Origin of the sequence: Streptomyces spiramenti (assembly GCF_012034385.1) — a bacterium.
Taxonomy (GTDB): Bacteria; Actinomycetota; Actinomycetes; order Streptomycetales; family Streptomycetaceae; genus Streptomyces; species Streptomyces spiramenti.
Map to the genome: position 1 here is coordinate 1 of NZ_JAAVJB010000017.1, position 25541 is coordinate 25541.

Annotated in this window: 18 protein-coding genes; 8 read left to right on the forward strand and 10 right to left on the reverse strand. The window is 70.2% G+C overall.

The features are described 5' to 3' along the window. Nucleotides 1-184: 184 nt before the first annotated feature. The 4 genes from HCJ92_RS04100 to HCJ92_RS04115 all read right to left on the reverse strand — a co-directional run bounded on the left by HCJ92_RS04100 (nt 185) and on the right by HCJ92_RS04115 (nt 5269). Nucleotides 185-1096: a bifunctional transcriptional activator/DNA repair enzyme AdaA gene (locus HCJ92_RS04100; RefSeq protein ID WP_167932018.1), complete on the reverse strand. Its 912-nt coding sequence runs from the start codon at nt 1094-1096 to the stop codon at nt 185-187. Next, nucleotides 1068-2507 (reverse strand): class I adenylate-forming enzyme family protein, encoded by a 1440-nt coding sequence (locus HCJ92_RS04105; RefSeq protein ID WP_245240569.1) that lies wholly within the window; start codon nt 2505-2507, stop codon nt 1068-1070. Before HCJ92_RS04105 ends, HCJ92_RS04100 begins: the two co-directional genes overlap by 29 nt. Nucleotides 2508-3111: 604 nt before the next feature. After that, nucleotides 3112-4707 (reverse strand): 4-hydroxyphenylacetate 3-hydroxylase family protein, encoded by a 1596-nt coding sequence (locus HCJ92_RS04110; RefSeq protein WP_209310704.1) that lies wholly within the window; start codon nt 4705-4707, stop codon nt 3112-3114. A gap of 61 nt (nt 4708-4768) precedes the next feature. Beyond that, nucleotides 4769-5269, reverse strand: a complete 501-nt coding sequence (locus tag HCJ92_RS04115; RefSeq protein ID WP_167932019.1) for a flavin reductase — start codon at nt 5267-5269, stop codon at nt 4769-4771. Between the two features lie 267 nt (nt 5270-5536). Between HCJ92_RS04115 and HCJ92_RS04120 the strand changes: the two genes are divergently transcribed. Continuing rightward, nucleotides 5537-6199 (forward strand): class I SAM-dependent methyltransferase, encoded by a 663-nt coding sequence (locus tag HCJ92_RS04120; protein ID WP_167932020.1) that lies wholly within the window; start codon nt 5537-5539, stop codon nt 6197-6199. 65 nt (nt 6200-6264) lie between these two features. Here the strand turns inward: HCJ92_RS04120 and HCJ92_RS04125 are convergent, their stop codons facing one another. Beyond that, a complete protein-coding gene (locus HCJ92_RS04125; protein WP_338054016.1) occupies nt 6265-7962 on the reverse strand; it encodes an FAD-binding oxidoreductase in 1698 nt (565 codons plus the stop codon). Between the two features lie 773 nt (nt 7963-8735). Between HCJ92_RS04125 and HCJ92_RS04130 the strand changes: the two genes are divergently transcribed. Both HCJ92_RS04130 and HCJ92_RS04135 read left to right on the forward strand, forming a co-directional pair. Further along, nucleotides 8736-10421 carry an FAD-binding oxidoreductase gene (locus HCJ92_RS04130; RefSeq protein WP_209310706.1) on the forward strand — a complete coding sequence of 562 codons (1686 nt, stop codon included), beginning with the start codon at nt 8736-8738 and terminating at the stop codon, nt 10419-10421. A 483-nt stretch (nt 10422-10904) separates the two neighbouring features. After that, complete coding sequence (locus tag HCJ92_RS04135) at nt 10905-11729, forward strand: IS5 family transposase (RefSeq protein WP_167932021.1); 825 nt, start codon at nt 10905-10907, stop codon at nt 11727-11729. Nucleotides 11730-11768: 39 nt separating this feature from the next. Here the strand turns inward: HCJ92_RS04135 and HCJ92_RS04140 are convergent, their stop codons facing one another. From HCJ92_RS04140 to HCJ92_RS04160, 5 genes are all read right to left on the reverse strand, one after another. Further along, complete coding sequence (locus HCJ92_RS04140) at nt 11769-12425, reverse strand: cupin domain-containing protein (RefSeq protein WP_167932022.1); 657 nt, start codon at nt 12423-12425, stop codon at nt 11769-11771. A gap of 154 nt (nt 12426-12579) precedes the next feature. Then, nucleotides 12580-13353: an SDR family oxidoreductase gene (locus tag HCJ92_RS04145; RefSeq protein WP_167932023.1), complete on the reverse strand. Its 774-nt coding sequence runs from the start codon at nt 13351-13353 to the stop codon at nt 12580-12582. Nucleotides 13354-13508: 155 nt separating this feature from the next. Further along, the gene (locus HCJ92_RS04150; protein WP_167932024.1) at nt 13509-14315 is read right to left on the reverse strand and encodes an SDR family NAD(P)-dependent oxidoreductase; all 807 of its coding nucleotides are present in this window, start codon (nt 14313-14315) and stop codon (nt 13509-13511) included. 258 nt (nt 14316-14573) lie between these two features. Continuing rightward, complete coding sequence (locus HCJ92_RS04155) at nt 14574-15470, reverse strand: AfsR/SARP family transcriptional regulator (protein WP_167932025.1); 897 nt, start codon at nt 15468-15470, stop codon at nt 14574-14576. Between the two features lie 132 nt (nt 15471-15602). After that, a complete protein-coding gene (locus HCJ92_RS04160) occupies nt 15603-17327 on the reverse strand; it encodes an FAD-dependent monooxygenase (RefSeq protein WP_167932026.1) in 1725 nt (574 codons plus the stop codon). A 333-nt stretch (nt 17328-17660) separates the two neighbouring features. Here HCJ92_RS04160 and HCJ92_RS04165 point away from each other — a divergent pair, with 333 nt between their 5' ends. From HCJ92_RS04165 to HCJ92_RS04185, 5 genes are all read left to right on the forward strand, one after another. After that, complete coding sequence (locus HCJ92_RS04165) at nt 17661-19358, forward strand: AMP-binding protein (RefSeq protein ID WP_338054013.1); 1698 nt, start codon at nt 17661-17663, stop codon at nt 19356-19358. Between the two features lie 47 nt (nt 19359-19405). Beyond that, entirely contained in the window at nt 19406-20410 is a 1005-nt protein-coding gene (locus tag HCJ92_RS04170) for a methyltransferase (protein WP_167932028.1), read from the forward strand. 183 nt (nt 20411-20593) lie between these two features. Further along, on the forward strand, nt 20594-22576 hold the full coding sequence (locus HCJ92_RS04175) for an FAD/NAD(P)-binding protein (RefSeq protein WP_167932029.1): 1983 nt from the start codon (nt 20594-20596) through the stop codon (nt 22574-22576). Continuing rightward, nucleotides 22573-24030, forward strand: coding sequence for a nitrosuccinate lyase (locus HCJ92_RS04180; RefSeq protein ID WP_167932030.1), 1458 nt, complete (start codon nt 22573-22575; stop codon nt 24028-24030). The genes HCJ92_RS04175 and HCJ92_RS04180 overlap by 4 nt, the downstream gene beginning before the upstream one ends. Nucleotides 24031-24549: 519 nt before the next feature. Continuing rightward, on the forward strand, nt 24550-25527 hold the full coding sequence (locus tag HCJ92_RS04185) for a PfkB family carbohydrate kinase (protein WP_167932031.1): 978 nt from the start codon (nt 24550-24552) through the stop codon (nt 25525-25527). Nucleotides 25528-25541 lie beyond the last annotated feature (14 nt).

Below are 25541 nucleotides of genomic sequence, written 5' to 3' on the forward strand. Positions count from 1 at the left end.
GGCCGGCGGGTGGCGCGGTGCCCCGCGTGTCGGGGTGACGGGGCCCGGGTGCGGACGGGTGGGCGGGCGGATCGGCTCGGGCGCCGTGCCGGGCGCGACGCACCGGCCGGTCGAGGGCTCACGGGTGCCGGGTGTGCGCGGGGACGGCGCCGGCCCGCGGGCTGGGGAACGTCGCCCTCCCGGGTCACTCCTCGGGGCGCTCTCGCGGGGCCGGGTCCGGCGCTGACAGTCCTTGGCGCACCCGTGTGTGCAGGCATACCGTCAGCAGGTCGGTGGGCAGCAGCTCCCGGCCCGGTGCGGGTGGCTCCGCCCGCCGGACCACGGCCCGTACCCGCGTGGCGAAGCCGGAGTCGCCGGCCGTGAGCCGGGCGAGCGGGAACATCCCGGCCAGCGTCCGGAGGCCCGGCGTGTCCGAGGCGGCGGGCAGTACCGCGCACACGCCTTTGTCCGTCGCGGCGACCAGCACCGGCCCCAGGGACGACGACGCGACGGTGTGCCGGATCGTGACCCCTGGGCCGCCGGAGCGGAACTCCTGCGGCGTCATGCCGAGGATCGTGGGGGAAGCGGCGTAGAACCGGCCGTTGGAGCTGAAGCCGGCGCTGTAGATGGCGTCGGAGACGGTGCGCGCGTGGGCCAGTTCGTGACGGACGCGGTGAGCCCGTACCCCTGACAGGTAGGCGTGCGGCGTCACCCCGGTGAGGGTCTTGAACATCCGGTGGAAGTGGAAGCGGCTGTAGCCCGCGGTGTGTGCCAGCTCCTGCAGGCTCAGCGGAGCCGCCGACTCGTCCATCAGCCGGCAGGCCCGGGCCACGGCGAGGGCGTGGAGCCGGTCGGGGTCCGGGGCGTCGGGCCGGCAGCGGCGGCACGAGCGGTAGCCGCCGGCGCGCGCCTCCTGCGTGGTCGACAGGAACGTGACGTCCTCGCGTCGCGCGGGCCGCAGCACGCACGACGGTCTGCTGTAGAGGCCCGTGGTGCGTACCGCGTAGTAGAAGTGGCCGTCCGCGTCCCGGTCGTTGTCCCGTAGTGCCTGCCAGCGCTCTTCGTCGCTGGTGTAGTTCCTGGTGACGTCACGTGCGTACGTAGCGGCGCCTGCCATGGTCGCTCTCGTTTCTCTTGTCGTCGCCCGGACGCCGCGGGGCGGGGCGGGTGAACCAGCCGTGGTCGTGCAGCCAGGCACGGTCGCGCAGCACCTTGCCGCTGACCGTGCGGGGAAGTTCGGGGACCAGGTGGAGGCAGGGCAGGGCCCGGGCGGGGTCCAGGAAACGGCGGCACCAGGCGTCCAGCTCGGTGCGGGTCAGCCCCTGGGCGCACGCCACCAGCGCTTGCGGAGGATCGGCCCCGAGCACCACCGCGTCGGTGACGTCCCGGTGGGCGCGGAGCACGGCCTCGATCCGCAGCGCGTCGACAGCGCCCGGCTCGCAGCTGTCGACCCGGCCCCGCAGGTACAGCACGCCGGTCGCCGGGTCACGGGTCACCAGGTCCTGGGTCGCCAGCCAGCCGTCGTGCGGACCACCGTGGTGCACGTACGGCGGCTCGGCGAGACGGACACCGAGGACACCTCCCAGGATGCGGGTGCGGACACCGGGCACCGGGGTGCCGATCGACCCCGGGCCCGCCGCGCCGGACAGGTCCGTCGACACGATGCCGGTCTCCGTCATGCCGTACCCCTGACCCACCAGGACCCCGTAACGGCGTGCGAAGGCCCCGGCAACGGCGGTGTCCAGCACGTCCCCGCCCGACACGGCCAGGCGCAGGTCGGGCAGGCGGGTCCCTTCCTCGGCACGGGCCAGCGCCGCGAAGTGCCGGGGCCCGCCGATCACCACGTGCGAGCGGCGGGCCGCCTCCACGAGGTCCTGCGGCGCCTGCGTCGCGGGAAAGACCACGGTCGCTCCCGCGCCGAGCGCGTGGAGAACACCCGCGACCAGGGCGAAGGAGTGCGCGAGCGGGCCCAGTACCGCGACCCGTTCCCCCTCACGGGGCATCTGTGGCAGCAACCGCAGCCGGCCCAGTTCGGTCAGCAGCGACTGCGCGGTACGGCCCGCCGCTTTGGGCCGGCCCGTGGTACCCGAGGAGAACTGCACAAGGCAGTGAGCGGTGCGCGCCGGGCGGCCGGGGCGCCTGCGGCGCACGAGGACCTCGCACTCGCCCACGAAGAGGTCCTCCCTCTCGTACAGTTCCCCGATGGTCACGACGAACTGCGGCGCGCACAGCTCCAGCAGGGCTTCGCGCTCGGCCCGCGCCGACCGCGGCTCCAACAGGACCACCTGGGCGTTCAGCGACCACAACGCGAACAGCGACCACAGCTGGGTGTAACTGGGCACACCGTGCAGTGCGACGGTGCTGCCCGGCCGGATCCCGTAGCAGCGAAAGGTACGCGCGAGGCGATCCCGGTGCTCCTGGAGCGTGGCCGCGTCGACTTCCGTGCCAGGTCTGGACGCCTGGGCCCAGACCGGACCCCGGGCATGGTCCGGTAGTGACCACAGCTCCTGCCAAGGCTGTCGCGACATCGTCCCTCCCCTCTATCTTTTGCGGGCCCGGTGACCGGCCCACGGCTCCCTCTGCCAACATCCCGGACAGCCGCGACCCAAGGGCGCCGACGCACCCGGCCCCGGACAACACCCGCCCCGCCAGGGGGGGCAGGAACGCGGTCGCCGGCCACGTGAACCACCGCAGCGGACACCACACCACCGGCCCGCGCGCAACGCAGCGCCTCCACAGCGCAGGCCCGCCCCCGCACCCGGCCCCCCACCCGCCCCGCGCGGCATCCCGCACCGTGACCCGGAACGCTCCGCCGCCCAACGAGCGAGAACGCCTGCCGGTAGGAGGCGCGTGCCACAGCCCGACCTCCGAGCCGCGCGCAGCGTCAGTGGCCGGCATACCTCCTCAGGCGCCCGGCGGCGGTCCGCGCGCTCCCCGAGCCGCGCCCGGGATCGGGGGCAGGTACGGACGCCGATCGGCCGCCGGGCCTGGCCGATTCCGGTTGCGGAAGGTCGGCGCGGCCCCACCGGGAGGAGCACGGCCCCCGGGCGGGGCCCTGTGGCCGGGCCCGGGGGCCGTGCTCCGGGCCGCGCCCGGCGGCGGTCCGCCCGCTCCCCGAGCCGCGCCCCAACCTCACAGGTTCTTGCGTACACCCTTGAGCCCCTCGAACGAGTCGAGGTCGGGCACGGTCCAGCCGTCCAGGTCGTACTCCGCCAGGCACTGCTCCGCGAAGCCCTTGTAGGCCGCCACCTGGCCACTGGCCTCCTGCGCCTGGAGGATGTCGGTGCGCACCGCCTCGTGGTTACCCGAGTAGTTGCGCTCGTACAGCTCGTGGCGACCACCGAACTCGGTGCCGACCGCGTCCCACAGCAGTTTCATGAGTTTGACGCGGCTCACCGCGTCGTGCCCGCCCGAACCGCGCAGGTACGTGTCCAGGTACGGCCGCATCTCGGGGTTCTTGAAGTCCTCGGCGCTGGAGGTGGTGTAGATGAGGCCGCTGGCGACGTCCTGCTCGATGATCTCCTTGATACGCGGGTAGCCGATCGTCATGAACCAGCGGTAGGCCATGCCGTAGTCCAGCCGCGGCAGCAGAGCCCCGTTCTTCCACTCCTGCGGGTTGCGGGCGGCCGCGTCGCTCAGGGCCCAGAACATGTTCCGCCACGCCAGGACCTCGCCAACCCGGGACCGGACACCCCGGAAGTCGCTGACACCAGTCATCTCGACCGCCTTGAGCAGCAGCCCGGCGATGAAGTCGATCTTCACGGCGAGACGGATCGAGCCGTGGAAGGTGAGGCGCTCCAGGAAACCGGACTGCGGCGCGAACCCGTTGACCTTGTCCACGTCCCCGTACAGGAAGACGTTCTCCCAGGGGATCAGGACCTTGTCCATGACGAAGATGGTGTCGTTCTCGTCCAGGCGGCTGGAGAGCGGATGGTCGAACGGGCTGCCCATGACGGCAGCCGTCGCGGCGTACGACGGCCGGCAGATCAGCTTCAGGCCCGGCGACTCCATCGGAACCGTCGCGACCAGCGCGAACTCCTTGTCCTTCAGAGGAAGACCGTAATGCGAGATGAAGTTGAAGTGCGTGATCGCCGAGCCGGTGGCCACTACCTTCGCCCCGCTGACGATCAGCCCGTTGTCAGTCTCCTTCTCCACGTGGACGAAGACGTCCCGGACCTCCTCCGCGGGCCGGTCACGATCGACAGGCGGGTGGATGATCGCATGGTTCCAGAAGAGCACCTTCTCCTGGGACTCCCTGTACCAGCGCTCGGCGTTCTCCCGGTACGGCGCGTAGTACTCGCTGTTGGCGCCCAGAGTCCCCAGGAACGCCGCCTTGTAGTCGGGACTGCGGCCCATCCAGCCGTACGTCATCCTCGCCCACTCCGCGATCGCCTCACGGTCGTGGACCAGGTCCTGCACGGAGCGAGGCGTCCGGAAGAACGCGTGCGTGTAGCCGTCGCTGCCGGTGTCGGTGCGGGTGGTGAGCACACCGCGCCTGGCCGGGTCGTGGAGGGCGTCGTAGAGCCGCGCGGTCATCAGCGCCGAATTGCGGAACGCCGGGTGTGCGGTCACGTCCTTGACCCGGTCACCGTAGAGGTAGACACCCCGGCCGTCGCGCAGGGACTCCAGGTACTCGTCACCGGTCAGCGGGCGTGTCACCCGTGCCGCGGAGCCCGTGCCCGCGGCCTCTGCAGCCGCACCTGCCGTCTCACCCTGCTTGAGCGTCATGTTCGTTTCCTTGTCCGGTCGATGGCCCCACGAGGGCCAGTGGTGAGAGGAAGCCCGGGGATCAGCGACCGCCGGCGCCGAGTGCCGCAGCCCCGCGCAGGGCGTGGAAGGCGCCGCCGTGAAACACCAGCGGCTCGCCGCCCGGGGCGTCGAAGCCCAGCACCTCGCCGATGTACAGCACATGGTCACCACCGTCGTGGGCGGCCCACGGCGCGCAGGTGAAGTGAGCGACAGCCCCGGCCAGCCGCGGCGCGGGGCCGCCGTCCTGCCACTCGACGTCCTCGTCGACCGGGCCGCCCCTGCCCGCGAAGCGGAGCGCAAGCCGGCTCTGGCCCGCTGCCAGGACGTTCACCCCGAACGGCCCGCCCGCCAGAAGCGCGCTCAGCCTGCTGCGCCGATCCAGCGACACCATGACCAGCGGCGGCCGCAGCGAGACGGAGGTGAAGGAGCTGACGGTGGCACCGTGCACCGCCCCTCCGTCGCCGCACCGGGTCGTGACGACGGTGACACCGGACGCGAACTGCCCCAGGCAGTCCCGGAGATTCCGCTCGCCTGCGCTCACGAGAATTCCTCCACCTCGGGGACCCCCACAACAGATAGCGACATCGAATGCGGAAGCGCCGGCACCCCGAAGGGCCAATAACCTCTTCGCATTCAGGTGACGATGCGACCAGTGTCGCAGGGGTTCCTGAAGAATCAATCAAGAAAACACCGGAGCCATTCCCGCTTGACAGGCATGCATGCCGCCGTTCTAATCGTTGTGCCATCAGAGGTTATTTCGCGTAAATGCATGCCCGTGGGTGTGGGCACATCATCGAGGGGATCCAGCATGAGAATTCAGGTCGAGCTGAGCGACGCCGTGCAGGACTATGTCGCCGACGTCTCCCTGCGCGAGCCGGACCTGCTGCTCGAACTGAGGGAGGAGACCTCCCAACTCCCCCTGCACCTGATGCAGATATCGCCCGAGCAGGGCCAGTTCCTGGCGCTTCTCGTGAAAGCGACCGGAGCCCGGCGCACACTCGAGATCGGCGTCTTCACGGGCTACAGCCTGCTCGCCACCGCGCTGGCCCTGCCCGACGACGGCTCCGTCGTGGCCCTCGACCTCAACGAGGAATGGGCAACGACAGCGATGGAGTTCTGCACACGGGCGGGAGTGGCCGACAAGGTCGACCTGCGGATCGGCGACGCACGTGAGACCCTCGCCGGCCTGCTCCGCGAGCCCGGCGCGCCGGGCTCGTTCGATTTCGTGTTCATCGACGCCGACAAGGAAGGCTACGCCTCGTACTACGAGGCGGCCCTCAAGCTCCTTCGTCCCGGCGGCCTCGTCGTGGTCGACAACGTGTTGTGGCACGGGGCCGTCGTCGACCACGAGGCGCAGGACTCGGAGACGCGGGCACTGCGTGAGTTCAACGCCAAACTGCGTGACGACAAGCGGGTGGACCTGAGCCTGCTGCCGTTTGCGGACGGCCTCACCTTTGCCCTGAAACGCTGATACGCCGACGCTGCTGCGTGCGCCGGCCCCATCGGCGCGCACGCAGCAGCGTTTCACGTGATCGATCAGGACGGCAGCCGGACGGACTGCCGGTGCCGGAAGAAGTCTTTCGGGTCGTACGCTTTCTTGACCTGCTGAAGACGCGCGTAGTTGCCCTTGTAGTACAGCTCGTGCCAAGGGACCGCGGAGGTGTTGCGCCGCGCATCGCCGAGGTCGACATCCGGGTAGTTCACATAGCAGCCGTCGGTGACGCCGTTGGGCACCGGGACGCCGCCGGTATCGGCATACAGATCCTCGTAGAACTCCCGCAGCCAGCCCACCGACCGGGCCTCGTCCGCCGGGTCGGTCCACCAGATCATCCAGGCCATCTTGAACAGCGCGCTGCGGTGGGGGAAGGCGGTCGCATTGGCGGGAACAGCGTTGGCCCGGCCGCCGTGGGAGCTCAGCATCAAAGAAGCGGTCGGGTTGTCGAGGTCCCCACGCGACAGGTGCTCGTACAGGACACGCAGATGCCGCTCCGGGAACGAAGCACGCATGTACGCGGACTTGAAGTCACCCTTCAACGTCGGGTTGTTGGTCGTCGCGTTGGCGGTCCCGATGTACTGGGTCGCCTGCATCCACGGCAGGCGCTGCGGCTGCGCGAACTCCGGCATCGCCGCGAACTCGCCCATCTGCGTGGTGACGGGCCCGGTCCGGGCCCGCACACCCTTCGTCACCGCTGCCATGAACTCCGCGTGCAGCCCCTCGGCGTCACGCACGGACGCGTCGACCTGGGTGACGATACCGACAGCCCCGTTGGAACGGTGATTGAGGGAGAGGAGGCTGCAGATCGCGGTACGCGGATCGTCCGGCTCACCGTGGGCCACGTGCCAGTTCGCGAAGTTCTTCACCAGACGGACGAAGTCCGCTTCCCCGAGATCGTCCCAGGCCCACGAAGCGGCGCTGATCAACACCTCGGCCGGCGGCTGCGGCAGCAGGCTCTCCGGCCTCCTGCCGGGCCTGCCGGGGCTGCGGAACCAGTACCGGGTCACGACGCCGAAATTGCCGCCACCACCACCGGTGTGAGCCCACCACAGCTCACGGTTCGGGTCGTTCTTCTCCCGCGTGGCCACCACCGTACGCACCTTGCCGGAGGCACCGACGACCACGACCTCGACCGCGTACAGGTGGTCGACCACCAGGCCGTCCCTGCGCAACAGCATCCCCCAGCCGCCGCCGCTGACGTGCCCGCCCACCCCCACGGAGTAACAGGTACCGGCAGGGATCGTGACGCCCCACATCCGGTACAGCCGCTCGTACACATCCAGCAGACGCGCCCCGCCCTCCACCGAGAACGCGTGCAACCCCGGGTCGTAGCGCACCGCCGCCATCTCCGACATGTCGACGACGACATCGACCTCCGGGTTGAAGACGAAGTCCTCCCAGCAGTGACCACCCCCCCTGACTGTCAGTCGCTTGCCACGGTCGGCCGCCAGCTGCACGACACGCGCCACTTCCGCGGCCGACCTCACCACATAGACGGCCTCCGGCGCGCCGACCCACCGCTGGTTCCAGCCCCGCACCAGGTCGAGATAGCGCCTGTCGCCCGGAGTGACCGCCACCGGCGCAGCGGACCGGGCCGTCGACGGCGCGTTCGCGACCGCCGCCGACCCGGCCGCGGTAGCCGCCCCCGCGGCCACCGTGCCCCCGACCGCAGCGGCCCCCGCCGCTGCCGCACCGGCCGCCAAGAACCTACGCCGTTCAAAGCCGCTTGTATCGCGCACTCGTCGAACCCCTTTCTGCACGTCAGTGCGGACAACGCTAGGTGCCGCACCGGCCCGCGGGATCTCCGATTATTGCGGTCTTCCATGAGGCGCGGGACGAAATCAGAGATCTCCCCGAACCAAAACCGATGGCACCCGCCGGCGAACGCGCAAACAAGCCCAGAAGCAGGCCGTTCCCCTGGCGCAAGGAACAGGAACCGACCTCGGCACGCCCTCCCCACCTCCGCCGGAACCACCGCCGGCCCCGTTGACCACAACGATCACTCGGAACAACTCAAAGAGAACCGAGTACCACCTCCCAGACGTCACGGAATCGAGCAACCGCCTGAACCGGAACAGTTCACGACGGGAGTCGAATAGCCCTTGACAGGCACCGGCCCCCTGGCTCTAATTATCGCCACGTCGGCCGAAAAGTGACACGCTCTCACCGGCCCCGCACCTCAAGGGCTCCGGCGACGCGCCTGCACCACCAGCGTCACACAAACGCAGGCGAACACACACAAGCAAACGACTCGATACGACGTGCCATCGTCGGTATCTCGCCGTGGGGGGACGGCATAGGGGGGACGGCCACCGCGCACCGTCAACAAAAACGCGCGCATCATCGGGAAACATCCCCGGTCCACAGAAGACCGGTCTTGTTTCTCCACGCTCCGAGAGTTCCTCCGGCATGCGCGAAAACAGACCGCGCACCACTGCGGAACCACCGAGCGCGTCGAGGCGTCCCCCAGGAATCACAGCAATTGCTTCGACTTCGAAAAGGAATGAACATGATGCAGCGCGCAGCGGGTCTCGGGCGGCGAAAGTTCCTGACCGGCGCCGCAGCCGGACTCGGTGGAACGGCGTTGGCGGCGGCCGGCGGACCAGCCGTCGGGGCCAACCGCAACCCCGCGACCGGCGCGGCGGCCCCGTCCATCGGCCCGGTCACCGTCACCCCGGCCGACCAGCAGTACCCGGACGTGGTCAGGGCCATGAACGCCCGATACGTCGCCCGGCCGGGGTCGGTGCATTTCGTGGACGCTCCGGAACAGATACCGGCGATCGTGGAGCGAGCAGTCAGAGAACGAAAGCGCCTTACCGTACGCAGCGGCGGGCACTGCCTGGAGGACTTCGTCTACAACTCCACCGTGCAGACCGTCCTCGACGTCTCACACATGAACGCCGTCTACTACGACTCCACCCACCGCGCAGTCGCGGTGGAGTCCGGCGCCACACTGCTCGACCTCTACGAGACGCTCTACCAGGCATGGGGAACAAGCATCCCCGGCGGGATCTGCTACTCCGTAGGCGTGGGCGGCCACGTCAGCGGCGGCGGCTGGGGCATGCTCGCCCGCCGCGACGGCCTGGTCGTCGACCACCTCTACGCGGTCGAGGTGGTGGTGGTCGACACCGCAGGCACCGCCAGGACGGTGCTCGCCACCCGCGACAAGGGCGACCCCAACCGCGAACTCTGGTGGGCCCACACCGGCGGCGGCGGCGGCAACTTCGGCGTCGTCACCCGCTACCTCTTCCGCTCACCGGACGCCCGCGGGAACGACCCGCGGACCCTGCTGCCCAAACCGCCGGCCGAAGTCCTGCTGAGCGCGGTCTCCTGGCCATGGAGCCGAATCACCAAGAACGACTTCGCACGACTCGCCCAGAACTACGCCTCCTGGCACGTCGCTCACAGCGCGGCACACAGCCCGCAGCGATTCCTCTCCAGCTTCCTCCTGCTCAACCACCAGGCCAACGGCCAGATCGGCCTGGTCACCCAGGTCGACGCATCAGCCCCCCGGGCACAGCAGATGCTCAAGGACTACCTCACCTACATGAGCACAGGCGTCACCACCCAGCAGAGCGCCCTCACCCTGCAGATGGGGGACATCGGCCCCATGCCGCAGTTCGCCGCTCCCCGCCGACTGCCCTGGCTGCAGGCCACCCGCTTCGTGGGCACGACCAACCCGCTGCTGAACGACCCCACGCTGCGCGCCGAGTACAAGTCCGCGTACATGCGTGCCGCGTTCCCCCGGCCGCACCTCGACGCCATGTACAAGCACCTCACACGGACCGATGTCGCGAGCCCCAACCTGAACATCCAGCTCACGCCGTTCGGGGGAGCGGTCCGCAAGGTCGGACCGTACGACACCGCCGCCGTGCACCGGGCAGCCGCGTTCAAGATGCTGTGGTCGGCCCAGTGGAACGACCCGGCCGACGATGCCAAGTACGTGGCCTGGGCCAGGGAGAGCTACCGGGAGGTGTACGCCGGGACGGGCGGCGTGCCGGTGCCCGACAACGTCACCGACGGCTGCTACGTGAACTACCCGGACGCCGACCTCAGCGACCCCAGGCACAACAGGTCCGGCGTTCCCTGGCACACGCTCTACTACAAGGACGCCTACCCGCGGCTGCAACGGGTGAAGAAGAAATACGACCCCAGGAACGTCTTCCGGCACCGGCAGTCCGTGGAACTCCCCGGCTGACCGCCCCCGGGGCCGCGAGCGTGCCCGTGTCCGGCGCCCCGGACACGGGCACGCTCGGACAGGACCGGCGCACACCTCAGCGCGTGTGTGAGACCCCACGCCGGGCCCGCGACGCCGGCTACGGCCATCTGCTGCGTTGTCAGGAACACCCGACTACAACCCGGTATGAGGGTGCCCCTCCGCCGTGCAGCTGACCGCATCTGGCGCCGCGAGCCGATCCGACGTGGGGTCTCAAACACGCTCTGAGTGAGCGTTTGGTTCGCATATAGCAGGCTTTGCTGCGGTCTCACGAGTCCATTCCCCGGCGGAACGTATCCGGTTTGCCCCGACATGACACCAACGGCGCTGAGCGGCCACCCGCCGGGCGTGACGCTTTGCCCGGAAGTACGCCGTCTCATTTAGCGATGCCCCAGCCCGCCCCGATACCTCCACCACATCCCGTGCGCCCTGCCCACCAACGAATCCCTGCCGTATCCCGGCAGTATGCAACCGCGACGACGCTATCCCAGCGACCTGTCCGACGCCCGGTGGGAGCTGATCCGCCCCACCCTGGAAACCTGGCGGGCGGCCCGGGCCGGCATCCGCCGCCCCACCCACGACCTCCGCGACCTGATGGACGCCATCCTCTACGTCGACCGCACCGGCATCCCCTGGCGCTACCTCCCGCACGACTTCCCACCCTGGCAGAGCGTCTACGGCTACTTCGCCACCTGGCAGAAGGACGGCGTATTCGACCGGCTCACCGGTCTGCTGCGTCGCCTGGCCCGCGAAGCCGAAGGCCGCAGCGCCGAGCCCAGCGCCTGCCTGCTGGACTCCCAGACGGTGAAGACCTCCGCCACCGTCCACCTCGCCGACCAAGGCTTCGACGCGGCCAAGAAGATCGCCGGGCGCAAACGGCACCTCGCCACCGACACCCTCGGTCTGCTCCTGACCGTGCTCGTCACCGCCGCCGGCGTCCACGACTCCACCGGCGGCGGCCACCTCCTGGACCACCTCGCCACCCACCACCGAACCATCACCAAGGCCTGGGCCGACGCCGGCTACAAGAACACCGTCATCGAGCACGCCGCCACCCGCGGCATCGACCTCGAAGTCGTCCACCGCACCACCCACAGCCGCACCTTCACCATCCAGCCCCGCCGCTGGGTCATCGAACGCACCCTGGGCCGGCTCATGCACCACCGCCGCCCGGCCCGCGACTACGAAACCCTGCCCGCCCGCTCCGAAGCCATGATCCACATAGCAGCCATCGACCTCATGAGCCGCCGCCTCACCGGCGAAGCCACCCCCAACTGGCGCGGCACCTGAACCACAAACCAAACGGACAACCCAGAACCAAACGCTCACTCAGAGGTGGCCCTGGACGGAGGTGCCCCCGTGAAGACGCGACAGGACCTCCCCGGGAAGCTCCTCCAGCTCTGCCGTCTCCCACGGGCGCCGCTGAAGATATTCGGGATTGCATCCGCGGTAGCCGAGAAGCCGGGCCACGGGGGCGAGGGCGCCGTTGATCATCCGCTGCACCGGCCAGGGCCGGTCGCTGAACCGGAGCACGTCGGAGAACTCGCGCATGGTAATGGCGCTCTGCAGCAGGTTGGGGCGCCCCTCCTCGTTCGTCTTGCCGTCCTGGGCGAGACCGAAGAGCTGCCGGCAGATCAGTTGCTCGAAACGGTCCGCCTTGTTGCTCAGCTCCACCACCACGAACGTCTCCTCGGTGTCGCTGTGGGCGAACCAGCGGTGCACGGTCCCGGGAGGAACGAGAACGCTCTGCCCCAGCTTGTCGAGTACGACATCCCTGCCCGCGATGTGCACCCGCAGCTCTCCGCGCACGAGAACGAACAGCTCCGAGCTGTACGGGTGGGTGTGATATCCCGCCGCGAATCCGCCGGGCTCCACATACATGTCCATCACGGCGCGTTCCCCACCCGTATGGGAAGCCGGCGTCCTGATGACCAGTTTCTCCCGGCACAGAGGGTTGTAGTAGGCCTCGCCCGAACGGACAGTCATGACGTTTCCTCCCGCGGATTCGATATCCGGTCCCTGACGTGGAGTCGGTTCTCCCACGCGCTCCGAACAACGAGGGTCTCGTACCCGCCCTCCCCTCGGCACCGCCGTTATTTGCTCTCCTCCTGATCCTCCGCCCGCTGCACCAGGCGGGCCGCTACATTCGAGTCCCGCCGCTGACGTCGATGTGCTGACCGGTGATCCAGCGCCCCGAATCCGACGCGAGGAGAGCCACCGCGTCGCCGATGTCCTCGGGCTCCCCGACCCGTCCGAAAACGGACTTCGCCGCGGTCTCCTCCCACGCGTTCTCGTCATGGCGCAACCAGTCGGCGTTCGAGTCTGTGTCCACGTACCCGGGCGCGACCACATTGACGGTGATCCCCCGAGGCCCCAGCACCTTGGCCAGAATCCGGCTGAAGCTGTCGAGCGCCCCCTTGGACGCACCGTAGGCGATGACCTCGGGAAGACCGAGGCGGGTTACAGCCGAGGATATGTTGATGACGCGCCCGCCGTCCCGAAGCCGGCCGAGAGCATGCTGCACGATGAAGAAAGGCGCACGGATGTTCACCGCCATCATCCGGTCGAAATCGGCAGACGTCGCATCCTCGAACTGGTCCCGCAGCGCCACCGCGACATTGTTCACCAGAATGTCCACCCCGGTGTCCCCGTCGTCGGAGAACGCACGCCTCTGCACATCGAACTCCGCCCAGAACCTCTCGGCGTCGCCCTCGCCGCCCAGCTCGGCACCGAACGCGAAAGCCTGGCCGTCCGCCTTCCTGATGGTGTCGACCACGTCCTGCGCGGACGCGGCGTCCCTCGCGTAATGAACCGCCACCAGGGCACCCCGGGCGGCCAGCCGCTCGGCGATACCACGGCCGATACTGCGACTGCTCCCGGTGACGACGGCGGTCCTGCCCTGCAGCGTTTCCATGCGCGGTCTCCACTCACATCGCTGGGACCCCGAGCGGGCGCCGCCCGGGGCAGTGGGTACGGTGCGGGACGCGGTGGGCGGCAACGCCCGGCAGGCCGTCGACGCGGCCCGTGTCCGGCACGCCGCGCGCCTCACCACTCCCGCACCGCGAGAACTCAGACGCCCTTGAGGAACCCGCCGTCGACGGCGAAGTCGGCGCCGGTCGTGCTCGCCGAACGCGGCGAGGCGAGCAGGAGGATCGCGTCGGCGACCTCCTCCGGGGCGACCAGCCGCTTGGTGACCAGGTTCATCATGGCGGGCGCCACGTTGTCCATCACGTTGTCCCGGTCCGTTCCTGCCATGGTCGCGATCACGTCGGCCGCGCCGCCCTCGTCGGTCCACCACGCGGTGAGCACCGGGCCGGGGGAGACCGTGTTCACACGGATGCCCTGGGGACCGAACTCCTCGGACAGGACCTTGGTGAGGTTGGTCAACCCCGCCTTCGCCGCACCGTACTCGGGGTTGGCGGGCGCCGGCTGATGGGCCAGCCCGGTCGAGACGTTGATGATGGAACCCTCGCCCTGCTGGAGCATCTGCGGGATCGCCGCGCGGACCGCCCGGACGACGGCGAACAGGTTGAACTCGAAGATCGCGCGCCACTCCGCGTCGTCCGCGTCGAAGAAGCCCGTCCGAGGCAGCGTGACCCCGGGCGGCGGGCCTCCCGCGTTGTTGACGAGGATGTCGAGGCGACCGAACTCGGAGATCGCGCGCTCCACCACCTGGCCGGGGGCCTCGGGGTCCATCAGGTCCACCGTGGCGTGGACGAGGTTCGGGCCGGCGAGCTTCTCGAGCTCCGGAGTGCTCGTACGGGAGGCGGCCACCACGCGTGCGCCCTCCTCGAGCAGCGAGCGGGTGACGGCCAGGCCGATGCCCTTCGACGCTCCGGTGACCACAGCGACACGGCCGGAAAGCTTCAGATCCATGAAAGTTCCCTCGAGTGATGGACTCACGCCCGCAATCCCGGGCGGAGCCGTTCCTTGCACTTCCGCTGGTTTCAACACCGCTCGCCGTCGAACGGTTGCACTCCCGGGCGGCACGGGGCAGCACCGGCCGGGCCCCTCACACGGCCCCCCGGGGGCAGCTCGCCGAACCACGGTGCGACCCCCGGCCACGCCGTGGCCCCCGGGCCACGACGCAGCCCGCAGGTATCGCCCGGACACACCGGCACGCACCACGGCCGGTCATGCCCGCACCCGGGCACGACCCCTGAGCCCGGCCGCCGGCCGATACCGGGCGGCCCCCTGGGCCACCGGATACGGCGCGAGCAGGTCCAGCGACAACCGCCACTGCGGCGTCGACGGCGACTCAAGACGCGGATGCGCAGCCAGAACATCGGTGTTCAGCTGCTGGATAGGGGCCGACGGCGAGGCCCCGTGCTCGTCGCGCAACGCGTACCGCAGCCGGTGGAACACAGCCAGCGCATCCGCCCGGCGCCCCGACCGGTACAGAGCCAGCATCAACTGGGCAGCGAGATCCTCGTCGGCCGGATGCGCATGCGACAGCGAACTCAACTCACCGATCAACGCGTGATGACGCCCCAGATCGAGCTCGGCAGATATCCGTCTGCTGACAGCGTCGAGCCGATTGCGTTCGACGACCGCGATCCCCGCGTGGAGCAGCGGCCCTGTCGGCACATCGACCAGGATCTGCCCCCGCCATCGCTGCTGAGCCGCACGCAGCTCCCGAACGCCGCGGCTCAGCGCGCCGTGCTCGAGGGCGTTCCGGGCCCGGCGGACCTCGTCCTCGTACACATCCAGATCCAGCTCGGCCGGCCTGACCTGCAGGGCATAGCCGTGATCACGGGTCGTCAGCCGACCCGGCCTCGACTGCCCCGACGCGCCGGTGCCGGACCGGTCGCCAAGAGTGCGGCGCAACTGCATGACATAGGTGTGCACCGCAGCGACGGCACTGGACGGCGGGCTGTACTCCCACAGCTCCTCGACGAACTGGGACATCGACACGACATGGTTGGCGTTCATCAGCAGAAGGGCCAGCATCTGACGCTGCTTCGGAGCCGTGGGAGTCCGGTCGATTCCCTCGTCGCGTACGGAAAGCGGGCCAAGTACACCGAAGTCCATTGATCCTCATCCCATTGGAGCTGCCGAGAGCCTTCATCCGGCTCCCGTCCCGGGGAGGCATCCGAGTCGGTTGCCCCGACACCCCCCTGCGATCTCTCCTCTTCCTTCAGCCCCCCGACCCCGAACGCCGGGTCAGCGCGAGCCGGCACGAGGCCTCGGAAGCCGCCGCACCGCCGTGCCCCGGCGACCCCCCGCCTCGTGACCCGTCACCAGATCCACCACGGCCCCAGGATCGGCGGGCTGGCCCTCACCGCGCCACGCCACGTGCCCGTCGGGCCGCACGAGGACCAGCCCGGCCCCGTACAGCTCGCACGCCGCGACATCGGGCAGCTCCAGCACCGCGACCGGCACACCCCTGTCCTGCGCGGCGGCCGACAGGGCCCGGGCGCTCGGAGCACGATCACCCCCGACCCTCACCAGGGTGAACCCCGTCCCGAACCGGTCGAACAACGAGCTGCCGGGGCCACGGGCGTCGTCGAGCCACAGGTGCGGTGCCCGCCCGCCCGGCACAACGGAGGGCGTGTACGACGTGAACGAGTCCGGCGGAGGAACGCCGCCCCCCGCGTCGACGACCGGAGAACCGTCGTAGCGCGCACCGAGCTGGACACCCAGGGTGTCGAGCGTGAGCCGCCCGTACGCGGCGAGCGCCCGCCCCGTCCTCTCCCGCGCAGCCCGACCCTCGACCGAATCGTCCTCCAGGACGGCCGGCCGCTCGATCGCGCCGAGCCCGGCGCCCATCGCACGGGCGGCAGCGGTGTTGCGCAGCGCGACCGGTCGCCGTTCCGCCTCGTAGGAGCCCAGGAGCTGTGCGCCGCCCCAACCCTGTACCGCAGCAGCCAGCTTCCACGCGAGGTTGGCGGCGTCATCCGCCCCCGTGTTCATGCCGAAGCCGCCATTGGGCGTGAACAGGTGCGCGGCATCGCCGACCAGGAACACACGGCCCTCGCCGAACCGTTCGGCAACCAGAGCAGCCCCCGCGGTCCACAGGCGGTGGCTGATCACCTCCACCGGCAGGTCCGCGCCCGCCCCCCGACGCACGAGCCGCACCAGAGCCGAGGCATCCACCGCGTCGGGCTCCACCGAACTGGTCAACAGGAAGAACTCGTCCACACCGTTGAGCGCGATCAGATTGAACGCGAGCTCCTCGTTGAAGACCCAGTTGCTCCAGGCAGCACGTCCCCCGAGGAAATCCCTGCAGAGCGTCGGAACGCGCACATGCGCGGCTGTCGCCCGACGTCCGAGGACATCCTGGTCCAGCCCCCCCTGCCCGCGGTACGAGATACCCAGGCCGCGGCGGACGAAGCTGCGCCCACCGTCCGCGCCCACCACGTACCGGGCGTGCCAGGTACGCCTACCCGACGCGCCCTCGGCCGTCACCACGACGCGACCGACGTGCTGCGTCACCCCGGTTGCCCGAGAGCCGAACTCCAGCGCGATACGAGGGCGCGTCCGGGCGTGCCGGAACAACAGCTGCTCCACATACATCTGGTTGGCCCGGTGCATCGGCTCCGGCACCTGGTCCGTGCGGCCCGCGGACGCGACCCGAGCCCGCGCCCGCGCCGGGCCCGGCCACGGCAGCCTGCTCAGACTGTGACCGCCGTACCGGGTGGAGAAGGAGATCCCGGCGTCGTGCCCGGCGGGAAGGCCCAAGGCCCGCACCCGGCCGGCCAGGCCCAGGCTGCGGTAGTGCTCCATCGTGCGGGCGTTGTGCGTGCTGCCCCGCGGCGTGTCCGGCACCGAGTCCTCGGAATCGAGCACCACCGAACCGACCCCGTACCGGTCGAGGAACAGCGCGAGCAGAAGCCCGACGGGACCGCCTCCCACAATGACGACCGGAGTCGTCGACGACCGCTCCATCCGACAAGTCTCCAGCCGTAGTCCCGGTACGTCCGGCGAATGAGCCGCACGAATACGCCCTTGCCGACAACTGTGCGCGGAGATCACTGCGCAGTTGCTGCAGGGAGACTCCCAGCGACGTCTGAAGGATGGAGCGAGAACACTCGACACCAGCGCCGACAAATAGGTGACGACCTGCGGAACCACGTCCGTGGAGCGAGGCTATAGGCGGATCTCACAGACTTCCCGGGGCTGAGACAACGTTCGCCGAGCACACCGGAATTGTCACCCTTCCACCGTTCTCCCTGCGGAGCGTGAGGTAGTTCTATGTTCCTCTTCGGTACACACCGGTCCGTGGCGCAGCGCCTGCGGCTTTTCACCGAACGTGGACTGGGCGCCGGGAACTTCTTCTGGCACGCCTGGAAAGTCGCCTCCGACCGCGACCGCCCGCTGCTCTTCCACCCCGACGTCGACTCACCGACCTGGGAGGAGGAGAAGCTGGAAGGCCTCTCCCTCGACGACATCCGCGTCACCGTGATCCGATACGCCCACTGGTACCGCGAACACGGCGTGACCACCGGCAGCCACGTCGGCGTCATCACCCGGCACGGACTGTTCGGACTCCTCCACCACATCGCTGTGACCAGCCTGGGCGCGACAGCCGTCCACTGCAACCCCCGGATGGCACCGGCCACCGCGGCGGAGTACTTCCTGCGCACCGAAACCCGGCTCGTCATCGGCGACGACACACTGCTGGAGGCCTGCACCCAGGCATGGACGACAGCCGGGAAGAAGGACACCCCCCGCCTCCAGGACATCCACGCACTGGACGCCGACGCCCGCGCCCCCCGGCGGCCACTGCCAGGCTTCCCTCACCCGCACTCCACCGACGACCTCATCATGATCTCCCACTCGTCCGGGACCACCGGACGACCCAAAGCCCCGGTTTTCCACCACGGTTCGTTCTTCAGAGGCAAACGCGAACGCCTGTGGACCTTTCCGTCCCGGCGCACCGACCGACTCCTCACCGCCCTTCCCCACAGCCACTCAGCCGGCATCAGCTACCTGAGCATGGCGATTCTGCTCGGTATTCCCACACTGATCCTGGACGACGCCGACGGCGAAAAGACCGTCCGGGCCATCAACGTCTTCCACCCCACCACGGTGCTCGGCTTTCCGCTGACCCTCGCCGAGATCGACCCCGGCAAGATCCTGCCCGAAGCCGCCCAGGACATCCACACCTGGAACGGCATGGGAGACGCCTCGCACGAACGCCACGTCCGCCCACTGGTGGCGCTCGGCCGCCGGGGACACGGAGCCAAGAAGACCCCCGGATCCGTCTACCTCGACGGACTCGGCTCCTCCGAGATGGGAATGGTGCTCTTCAAACAGGCATACACGACGCAGACCTCGAACTACGGACGGCTGATCGGCACGCCCGCCCGAGTGGTACGCAGCGCGGCGGTCCTGGACGCATCAGGCCGACACGCCCCCGCCGGACAGGCCGGACGCCTGGGCGTACGCACCCCCAGCGTCACCCCCGGCTACTGGGACGACCCGCAACTGAACCAGGACTCGCTCGTCAACGGATACTTCCTGACCGGCGACATCGTGCGGCGGGACACCGAGGGCCGCTGGTACCACCTGGACCGCACCACCGACGTCATCAACTCCGCCACCGGCGAGATCTACAGCCTTCCCCTGGAAGAGGTCGTGCTGATGACCACCGGAGCTCTGGACGCCGCAGTGGTGGCCGTCGACGGCCCCGGCACGTCGACCACCCAGGTCCCCGCCGCCGTCGTGCACTACGCGGACGACACCGAGCGCACCCCCGCAGAGGTGCTGCTGGCCTGCAACGCAGCCCTCGACCGGGCGGGCCTGGCCCGGCTCCACGCGCTGGTCCTCACCGCAGCCCGAGCCGAGCTGCCGGTCGGCGTGACAGGAAAGGTCCTCAAGCGCCAACTGCGCGAGACCCACCGCCGCCTGCTCCACGAACCGACCACCGACGCCGTGGCCATCACCGTCCCCGACGGACCGCCACGCACCGCCTGAACCCGCCACCCGGCCCCTCACCAGCCCATCCTCGCAGGAAGGCTCTCATGGTCGACCAGAGCGCAGCCCGCCGGGTCGTCGACATCGTCACCGGCGCCTGGCAGTCCCAAGCCCTGTACGCCGCCGTCGCCCTGGGCCTCCCCGACCACATCGCCGCCGGACACACCACGGACGAGAAGCTGGCCGTCGCCACCAGAGCCAGCGAGGACGGCATCGCCCGACTGATGCGGCTGCTCACCGCCATGGAGGTCTTCGACGGCACCGGCCGCGACGGCTACCGCCAGACCGCCGTCAGCGAGTTGCTGCGCGAAGGCGCAGACCAGTCGATGCACGACATGGTCCGCCTCTACGGCGAGGAGTTCCACCAGGCCTGGGGCGCAGTGGCCCCCGCCATCCGCACCGGCACCTCCGGATTCACCCACGCCTTCGGCACCACCCTGCACGCCTACCTGCGCACACAGCCGGACGCAGGCCCGAAGTTCCAACGGGCCATGAACGCGGGCAACGTGTTCTTCCCCGACGTCCTCGACGCCTTCGACTTCAGCCGGCTGCGCACCGTCGTGGACGTTGCAGGGGGCAGCGGCGCGCTCCTCGCGACCATCCTGCGGGCACACCCCCACGTGTACGGCGTCCTCTTCGACCAACCGCACATGCTGCCGACCGCCGGACGCCACCTCGCCACCGCAGCCGACCCCGACCGCTACGAGACGCGGGGCGGCGACATCTTTCGCGAGGTACCCGGCGGCGCCGACGCGTATCTGCTCTCCCGAGTCCTCCAGGACTGGGACGACGAACGCTGCGTGCAGTTGCTCACCACGGTCCGCCGGGCCACCCCCGACACCTCCCGCCTGCTGATCCTGGAACGCGTCATCACCGAGGACGGCTCGCACCTACTGCCGCTGCTGTGGGACCTCCACCTGCTCATGGCCGCCGGCGGCCGCGAACGAACCGGCCCGCAGTACGAGGCCGTACTCCACAAGGCCGGGTTCCACCTGGAGTCCACGCACCCCCTCGCACTGGAGACCAGCCTTCTGGTCGCCGCACCGACCTGAGGGACGGTCCGACACATCCGCGCGCAACCGCGACGCCCGACGCGACGCCCCCCGAGGCGCCCCGCACGAGCAGGACGGCCCGCGCGGCCCCTGCCGCAGACCGCCGCAGGCCGGTGCGCCCACGACCGCACAGGACCTGGACGACGGCTGTGCCCCCCCTTCGAGACGTAACGGAGAACCCAGATGAGCAGCGGGGACCTCACAGTCTGCATCGTCGGGGCCGGTCCCCGGGGCCTGTCCGTACTGGAGCGGATCTGCGCCAACGAACGGAAAGAACCCTCCCGCGCGGCAGTGACCGTCCATGTCGTGGACAGCGCCCGCCCCGGGGCGGGCCGGGTCTGGCGAACCGACCAGCCGCCCCAGCTGCTGATGAACACGGTGGCCTCGCAGGTCACCGTCTACACCGACGCCAGCGTGACGATGCACGGCCCCGTCGAGACCGGCCCCAGCCTCCACGAATGGGCCGTGTCCCTCTCCGAAGAAAGCAGCACACGGCCGAACCCCTCCGGCCACGAGCGCGCCTTCCTCACCGAAGCGGCCTCACTCGGCCCGGACTCCTACCCCAGCCGGGCCCTTTACGGCCGCTACCTCGAAGAGGCATTCGACCGCGCGGCAGCCACGGCCCCCACCCACATCCACCTCGTGGAACACCGCTCCCACGCCATCGCGCTCGACGACGACCCACTCACCGGAGAACAGACCCTCACCCTCACGAACGGCACCCGGATCACCGGCCTGGACGCCGTCATCCTCGCCCAGGGCCACGTGCCCGCCAGGACCTCACCCGACGAGGAGCGACTGACCCGCGAAGCGAACGCTCACGGCCTTCTCCACATCCTCCCGGCCAACCCCGCCGACGTGGACCTCTCCGCAGTCCGCCCCGGCGAAGCCGTCCTGCTGCGCGGACTCGGACTGAACTTCTTCGACCACATGGCTCTCCTCACCCTCGGACGGGGCGGACGCTTCGAACGCTCCGGCGACCGCCTGGTCTACAGGCCCTCGACCCGCGAACCGCGACTGTACGCAGGCTCCCGCCGCGGTATCCCCTACCACGCACGCGGCGAGAACGAGAAGGGCCCGCACGGCCGCCACCTTCCGGCCCTCCTCACCCAGGAGACGATCGAGCGCCTCCACCGGAACTCCCCGAACGGCGAGCGCCTCCACTTCGGAAGGGACCTGTGGCCGCTGATCGCCAAGGAGGTCGAGAGCGTGTACTACACCGCCCTTCTGAAGGCGCGGGTCGACCACCCCGCTCTCCAGGACTTCACCGAGCGCTACCTGGCGGCACCCGCCGGCACAGCCGAACAGGACCTGCTCGACGAGTACGCCCTCACCCCCGGCGAACGATGGAACTGGGAAGAGATCTCCCGCCCCTACGGCAGCCGAGTGTTCGCCCACCGGGACGACTTCCGCGACTGGCTCCTCGCGCATCTGGAACAGGACGTCGCCCAAGCCCGCTCGGGCAACGTCAACGGCCCGCTGAAAGCCGCCCTCGACGTACTGCGGGACGTGCGCAACGAGGTACGGCTCGCAGTGGACCACGGCCGCATCGAGGGCAACTCCTACCGCGACGACCTGCAAGGCTGGTACACACCGCTCAACGCCTTCCTGTCGATCGGCCCACCGGTCTCACGCATCGAAGAGATGGCCGCACTGATGGAAGCCGGCGTCCTGGAAGTACTGGGACCGGGAATGAACGTGCACATCGACACCGCAGGCCGAGCGGCCTTCGTCGCAACATCCGACCGAGTGGGCGGGCCACCGGTACACGCCTCCGTGCTCATCGAGGCCCGACTGCCCGAACCGGACGTACGGCGGGCCGCCGATCCGCTGCTGACCTACCTGCTGGCCACCGGCCAGGCACGTTCCTACCGTATCGCCGGCGACTGCGGCACGAGCTACGAGACAGGCGGCCTGGCCGTCACCGAGCGGCCCTACCGCGTAATCGACGCCGCCGGACGGCCCCACCCGCGCCGGTTCGCCTACGGCGTGCCCACCGAAGCCGTCCACTGGGCCACCGCGGCCGGTATCCGGCCGGGCGTCGACTCGGTGACCCTGGGCGACTCCGACGCCCTCGCCCGGACAGTGCTGCGCCTGGAACCCGCCGCCGCGGTGACAGACCTACGGGCCACGGAGGACAGCGGATTCTCCGAGGCGATGGCATGACGACGCCCGCACAGCCCGGACCGGACGCCGGACTGCTCTCCCCGATCCGCGCCGGCACCCCCGCCGAAGCCGCAGTCGACGACCGCGCATGGCTGCAGGCCATGCTCGACGCCGAAGCAGCCCTGGCCCGTGCCCAGGCATCGCTCGGCACCGTGCCGCCCGCCGCCGCGGCCACCATCACCGAGACGGCCCGCGCCGAACTGTTCGACCTACGTGCACTGGCGCTGGCGGCACGCGAGGCGGCGAACCCCGTCGTGGCCCTGGTACGCGAACTCACCCGCCTGGTGGCGCGCGCCGAACCCACCGCAGCCGCATACGTGCACCGCGGTTCGACCAGCCAGGACGTCTTCGACACCGCCGCGATGCTCGTGTCCGCCCGCGTGGCCCGCCTGCTCCTGACCGACCTGCGGCGTACCGCCGCCGCGCTGTACACGCTTGCCGCCGACCACCGAGACACTCCCATGGCCGCCCGGACCCTGACCCTGCACGCCGTACCCACCACCTTCGGCCTCAAGGCCGCCGGCTGGCGCGACCTGGTCCTGGACGCGGCCGACCGAGTGGAGCGGGTACTGGAGAGCGGACTGTGCGTCTCCCTGGGCGGCGCGGCGGGCACGGCAGCCGGCTACCTCGAGTACGCGGCGATCGCGGCAGCGGACCGCGCGCCCACCAGAGCCGACCACGGCACGTACCTCAGCGACCTCAACACCGCGTTCGCCGCGGAGACCGGGCTGGCACCGCAGAGGACGCCCTGGCACTCCCTACGGACACCGATCGCCGACCTGGCCGCTGCCTTCGCCCTCACCACCGGCGCACTCGGGAAGATCGCCGTCGACGTGCAGTCCATGCTCCGCACCGAAGTCGGCGAAGTCGGCGAACCAGCCGCCGCCGGCCGAGGCCGCTCCTCGGCCATGCCGCACAAACGCAATCCTGTACTCACCACCCTGATCCGCAGCGCCGCCCTGCAAGTCCCGCTGCTGACAACCGGACTGACCCAATGCATGCTCGCCGAGGACGAACGCTCCGCGGGCGTCTGGCACGCGGAGTGGCAACTGCTGCGCGAATGCCTACGGTTGACCGGCGGCGCGGCCCACACCGCCGCCGAGCTCACCGAAGGGCTCCTCGTCAACCCCGAACGCATGCGCACAAACCTGAAGTTGACCGGCAGCCAACTGGTGTCCGAACGCATCGCCGCCGTGCTGGCCTCCGGACTGGGCCGCACCCGCGCCCAGGACCTCTTGGCGGAGACCTCCTCGACCGCCCGGCGCACCGGCCGCCCACTCGCCGCGGTCCTCGCCGACATCCCCGCCGTCGCCGCACACCTGGGCAGCGAGGAGCTGTCGGCCCTGCTGGACCCGGCCGGCTACACCGGAGCGGCCGGCACACTGGTCGACCGGATGCTGGAGCGCCCCACCGAACCAGACGTCCAGCCACGCCCGCACGACCCGGGGAGGTGACGCGCCGCAACGTCACCCCTCCTCTGCCCGGCACACCCGAGACGCCTGCACACGGCCCACCGGCCAAGCCCCCCGGCTGCTGCACCCCCCCGCCGCGCACGCACGCCCCTCCCCGGGGCTACGACGCCGCCGGGCCGGCCGACACTCCGGCGCCGATCGACTCGTGCACACCGAACTCCCGCAGCTCCGCGACTACGAGACGCCCCGGCGTCCGGTGGACAAGAACCACCCGACCACCGCACACACCGCCGATTCGACCCCGCGCACCGCTCACCCTCCCGGGCCGACCACGGCGACCGCCCGGCGGCCCCGCGCACCGCGGCAACCGGCAACGCCCCGCCCTGCGCCGCGAGCGGCCCCCACCCCCTCCACCCGTGCCACCTCCAAGCCGCCGGCCTCGGCGCCTCGACCGCCCCCCGGACGTCGCCCGGGAAAGCACGGACCGCGTGGACGCACGGGAACCCCCGGCCGAAACGCCCTGGGCGCCTCGCCGCCCCGTACCGCGAAGGAGAAACCGCCGTGCGCATCGCCGTGACCGGTTCCATCGCCATCGACCAGCTGATGGTCTTCCCCGGACGATTCGCCGACCATCTGATCGCCGACCGGCTGGACCGCATCTCGCTGTCCTTTCTCGCCGACTCGTCGGAGATCCGCAGAGGAGGAGCCGCCGCCAACATCGCCATCGGACTCGGCCGGCTGGGGCTCGACCCCTTGCTCGCCGGCGCCGTCGGCACCGACTTCGCCGACTACCGGGACTGGCTTCACGACAACGGAGTGGACACCGCACTGGTGCGGGTCAGCGCATCGCTCCACACCGCGCGCTTCGTATGCACCACGGACGCCGACCACAACCAGATCGCCACCTTCTACTCCGGGGCGATGGCCGAGGCCCGGGAGATCAGCCTCGTCTCCACCGCCCGCCAGGTCGAAGGGATCGACCTGGTGGTGATCGCGCCGAACGACCCCGAGGCGATGCGCCGCCACACCGAGGAGTGCCGCCGACTCGGGCTCGACTTCGCCGCCGATCCCTCCCAGCAACTCGCCCGCCTGAACAGCAAGCAGACCTGCGAGCTCGTGGAGGGCGCCCGCTTCCTCTTCACCAACGAGTACGAGGCCGCACTGCTCCAGAAACGCAGCGGCTGGTCCCACCACGACGTCCTCCAACGGGTCGGCACCTGGATCACCACTCTCGGCGCGAACGGCGTCACCGTCGCACGCGCGGGCCGGCCGGACCTGCGGATCCCCGCAGTCCCCACTGCCGAGCCCGCCGACCCGACCGGCGCCGGCGACTCCTTCCGCGCCGGCTTCCTGGCCGGTGCGGCCTGGAACTGGCCGCACGAGCGCGCCGCCCAGCTCGGCTGCGCGATGGCCACCGCGGTCCTCGAATCGGTGGGCACGCAGGAACACACACTCCGCAAGGACGACCTACTCCACCGGATCGAGAACACGTACGGAACGGCAGCCGCGCTGGAGATCGCACCACGCCTGACCGGCTGACCCCGCACGGCCCC

Coding starts and splice junctions, on each gene's coding strand:
- HCJ92_RS04100 (WP_167932018.1), bottom strand. CDS start 1,096: ATGGCAGGCGCCGCTACGTACGCACGTGACGTCACCAGGAACTACACC.
- HCJ92_RS04105 (WP_245240569.1), bottom strand. CDS start 2,507: ATGTCGCGACAGCCTTGGCAGGAGCTGTGGTCACTACCGGACCATGCC.
- HCJ92_RS04135 (WP_167932021.1), top strand. CDS start 10,905: ATGCAACCGCGACGACGCTATCCCAGCGACCTGTCCGACGCCCGGTGG.
- HCJ92_RS04110 (WP_209310704.1), bottom strand. CDS start 4,707: ATGACGCTCAAGCAGGGTGAGACGGCAGGTGCGGCTGCAGAGGCCGCG.
- HCJ92_RS04170 (WP_167932028.1), top strand. CDS start 19,406: ATGGTCGACCAGAGCGCAGCCCGCCGGGTCGTCGACATCGTCACCGGC.
- HCJ92_RS04140 (WP_167932022.1), bottom strand. CDS start 12,425: ATGACTGTCCGTTCGGGCGAGGCCTACTACAACCCTCTGTGCCGGGAG.
- HCJ92_RS04120 (WP_167932020.1), top strand. CDS start 5,537: ATGAGAATTCAGGTCGAGCTGAGCGACGCCGTGCAGGACTATGTCGCC.
- HCJ92_RS04180 (WP_167932030.1), top strand. CDS start 22,573: ATGACGACGCCCGCACAGCCCGGACCGGACGCCGGACTGCTCTCCCCG.
- HCJ92_RS04130 (WP_209310706.1), top strand. CDS start 8,736: ATGCAGCGCGCAGCGGGTCTCGGGCGGCGAAAGTTCCTGACCGGCGCC.
- HCJ92_RS04145 (WP_167932023.1), bottom strand. CDS start 13,353: ATGGAAACGCTGCAGGGCAGGACCGCCGTCGTCACCGGGAGCAGTCGC.
- HCJ92_RS04160 (WP_167932026.1), bottom strand. CDS start 17,327: ATGGAGCGGTCGTCGACGACTCCGGTCGTCATTGTGGGAGGCGGTCCC.
- HCJ92_RS04150 (WP_167932024.1), bottom strand. CDS start 14,315: ATGGATCTGAAGCTTTCCGGCCGTGTCGCTGTGGTCACCGGAGCGTCG.
- HCJ92_RS04175 (WP_167932029.1), top strand. CDS start 20,594: ATGAGCAGCGGGGACCTCACAGTCTGCATCGTCGGGGCCGGTCCCCGG.
- HCJ92_RS04155 (WP_167932025.1), bottom strand. CDS start 15,470: ATGGACTTCGGTGTACTTGGCCCGCTTTCCGTACGCGACGAGGGAATC.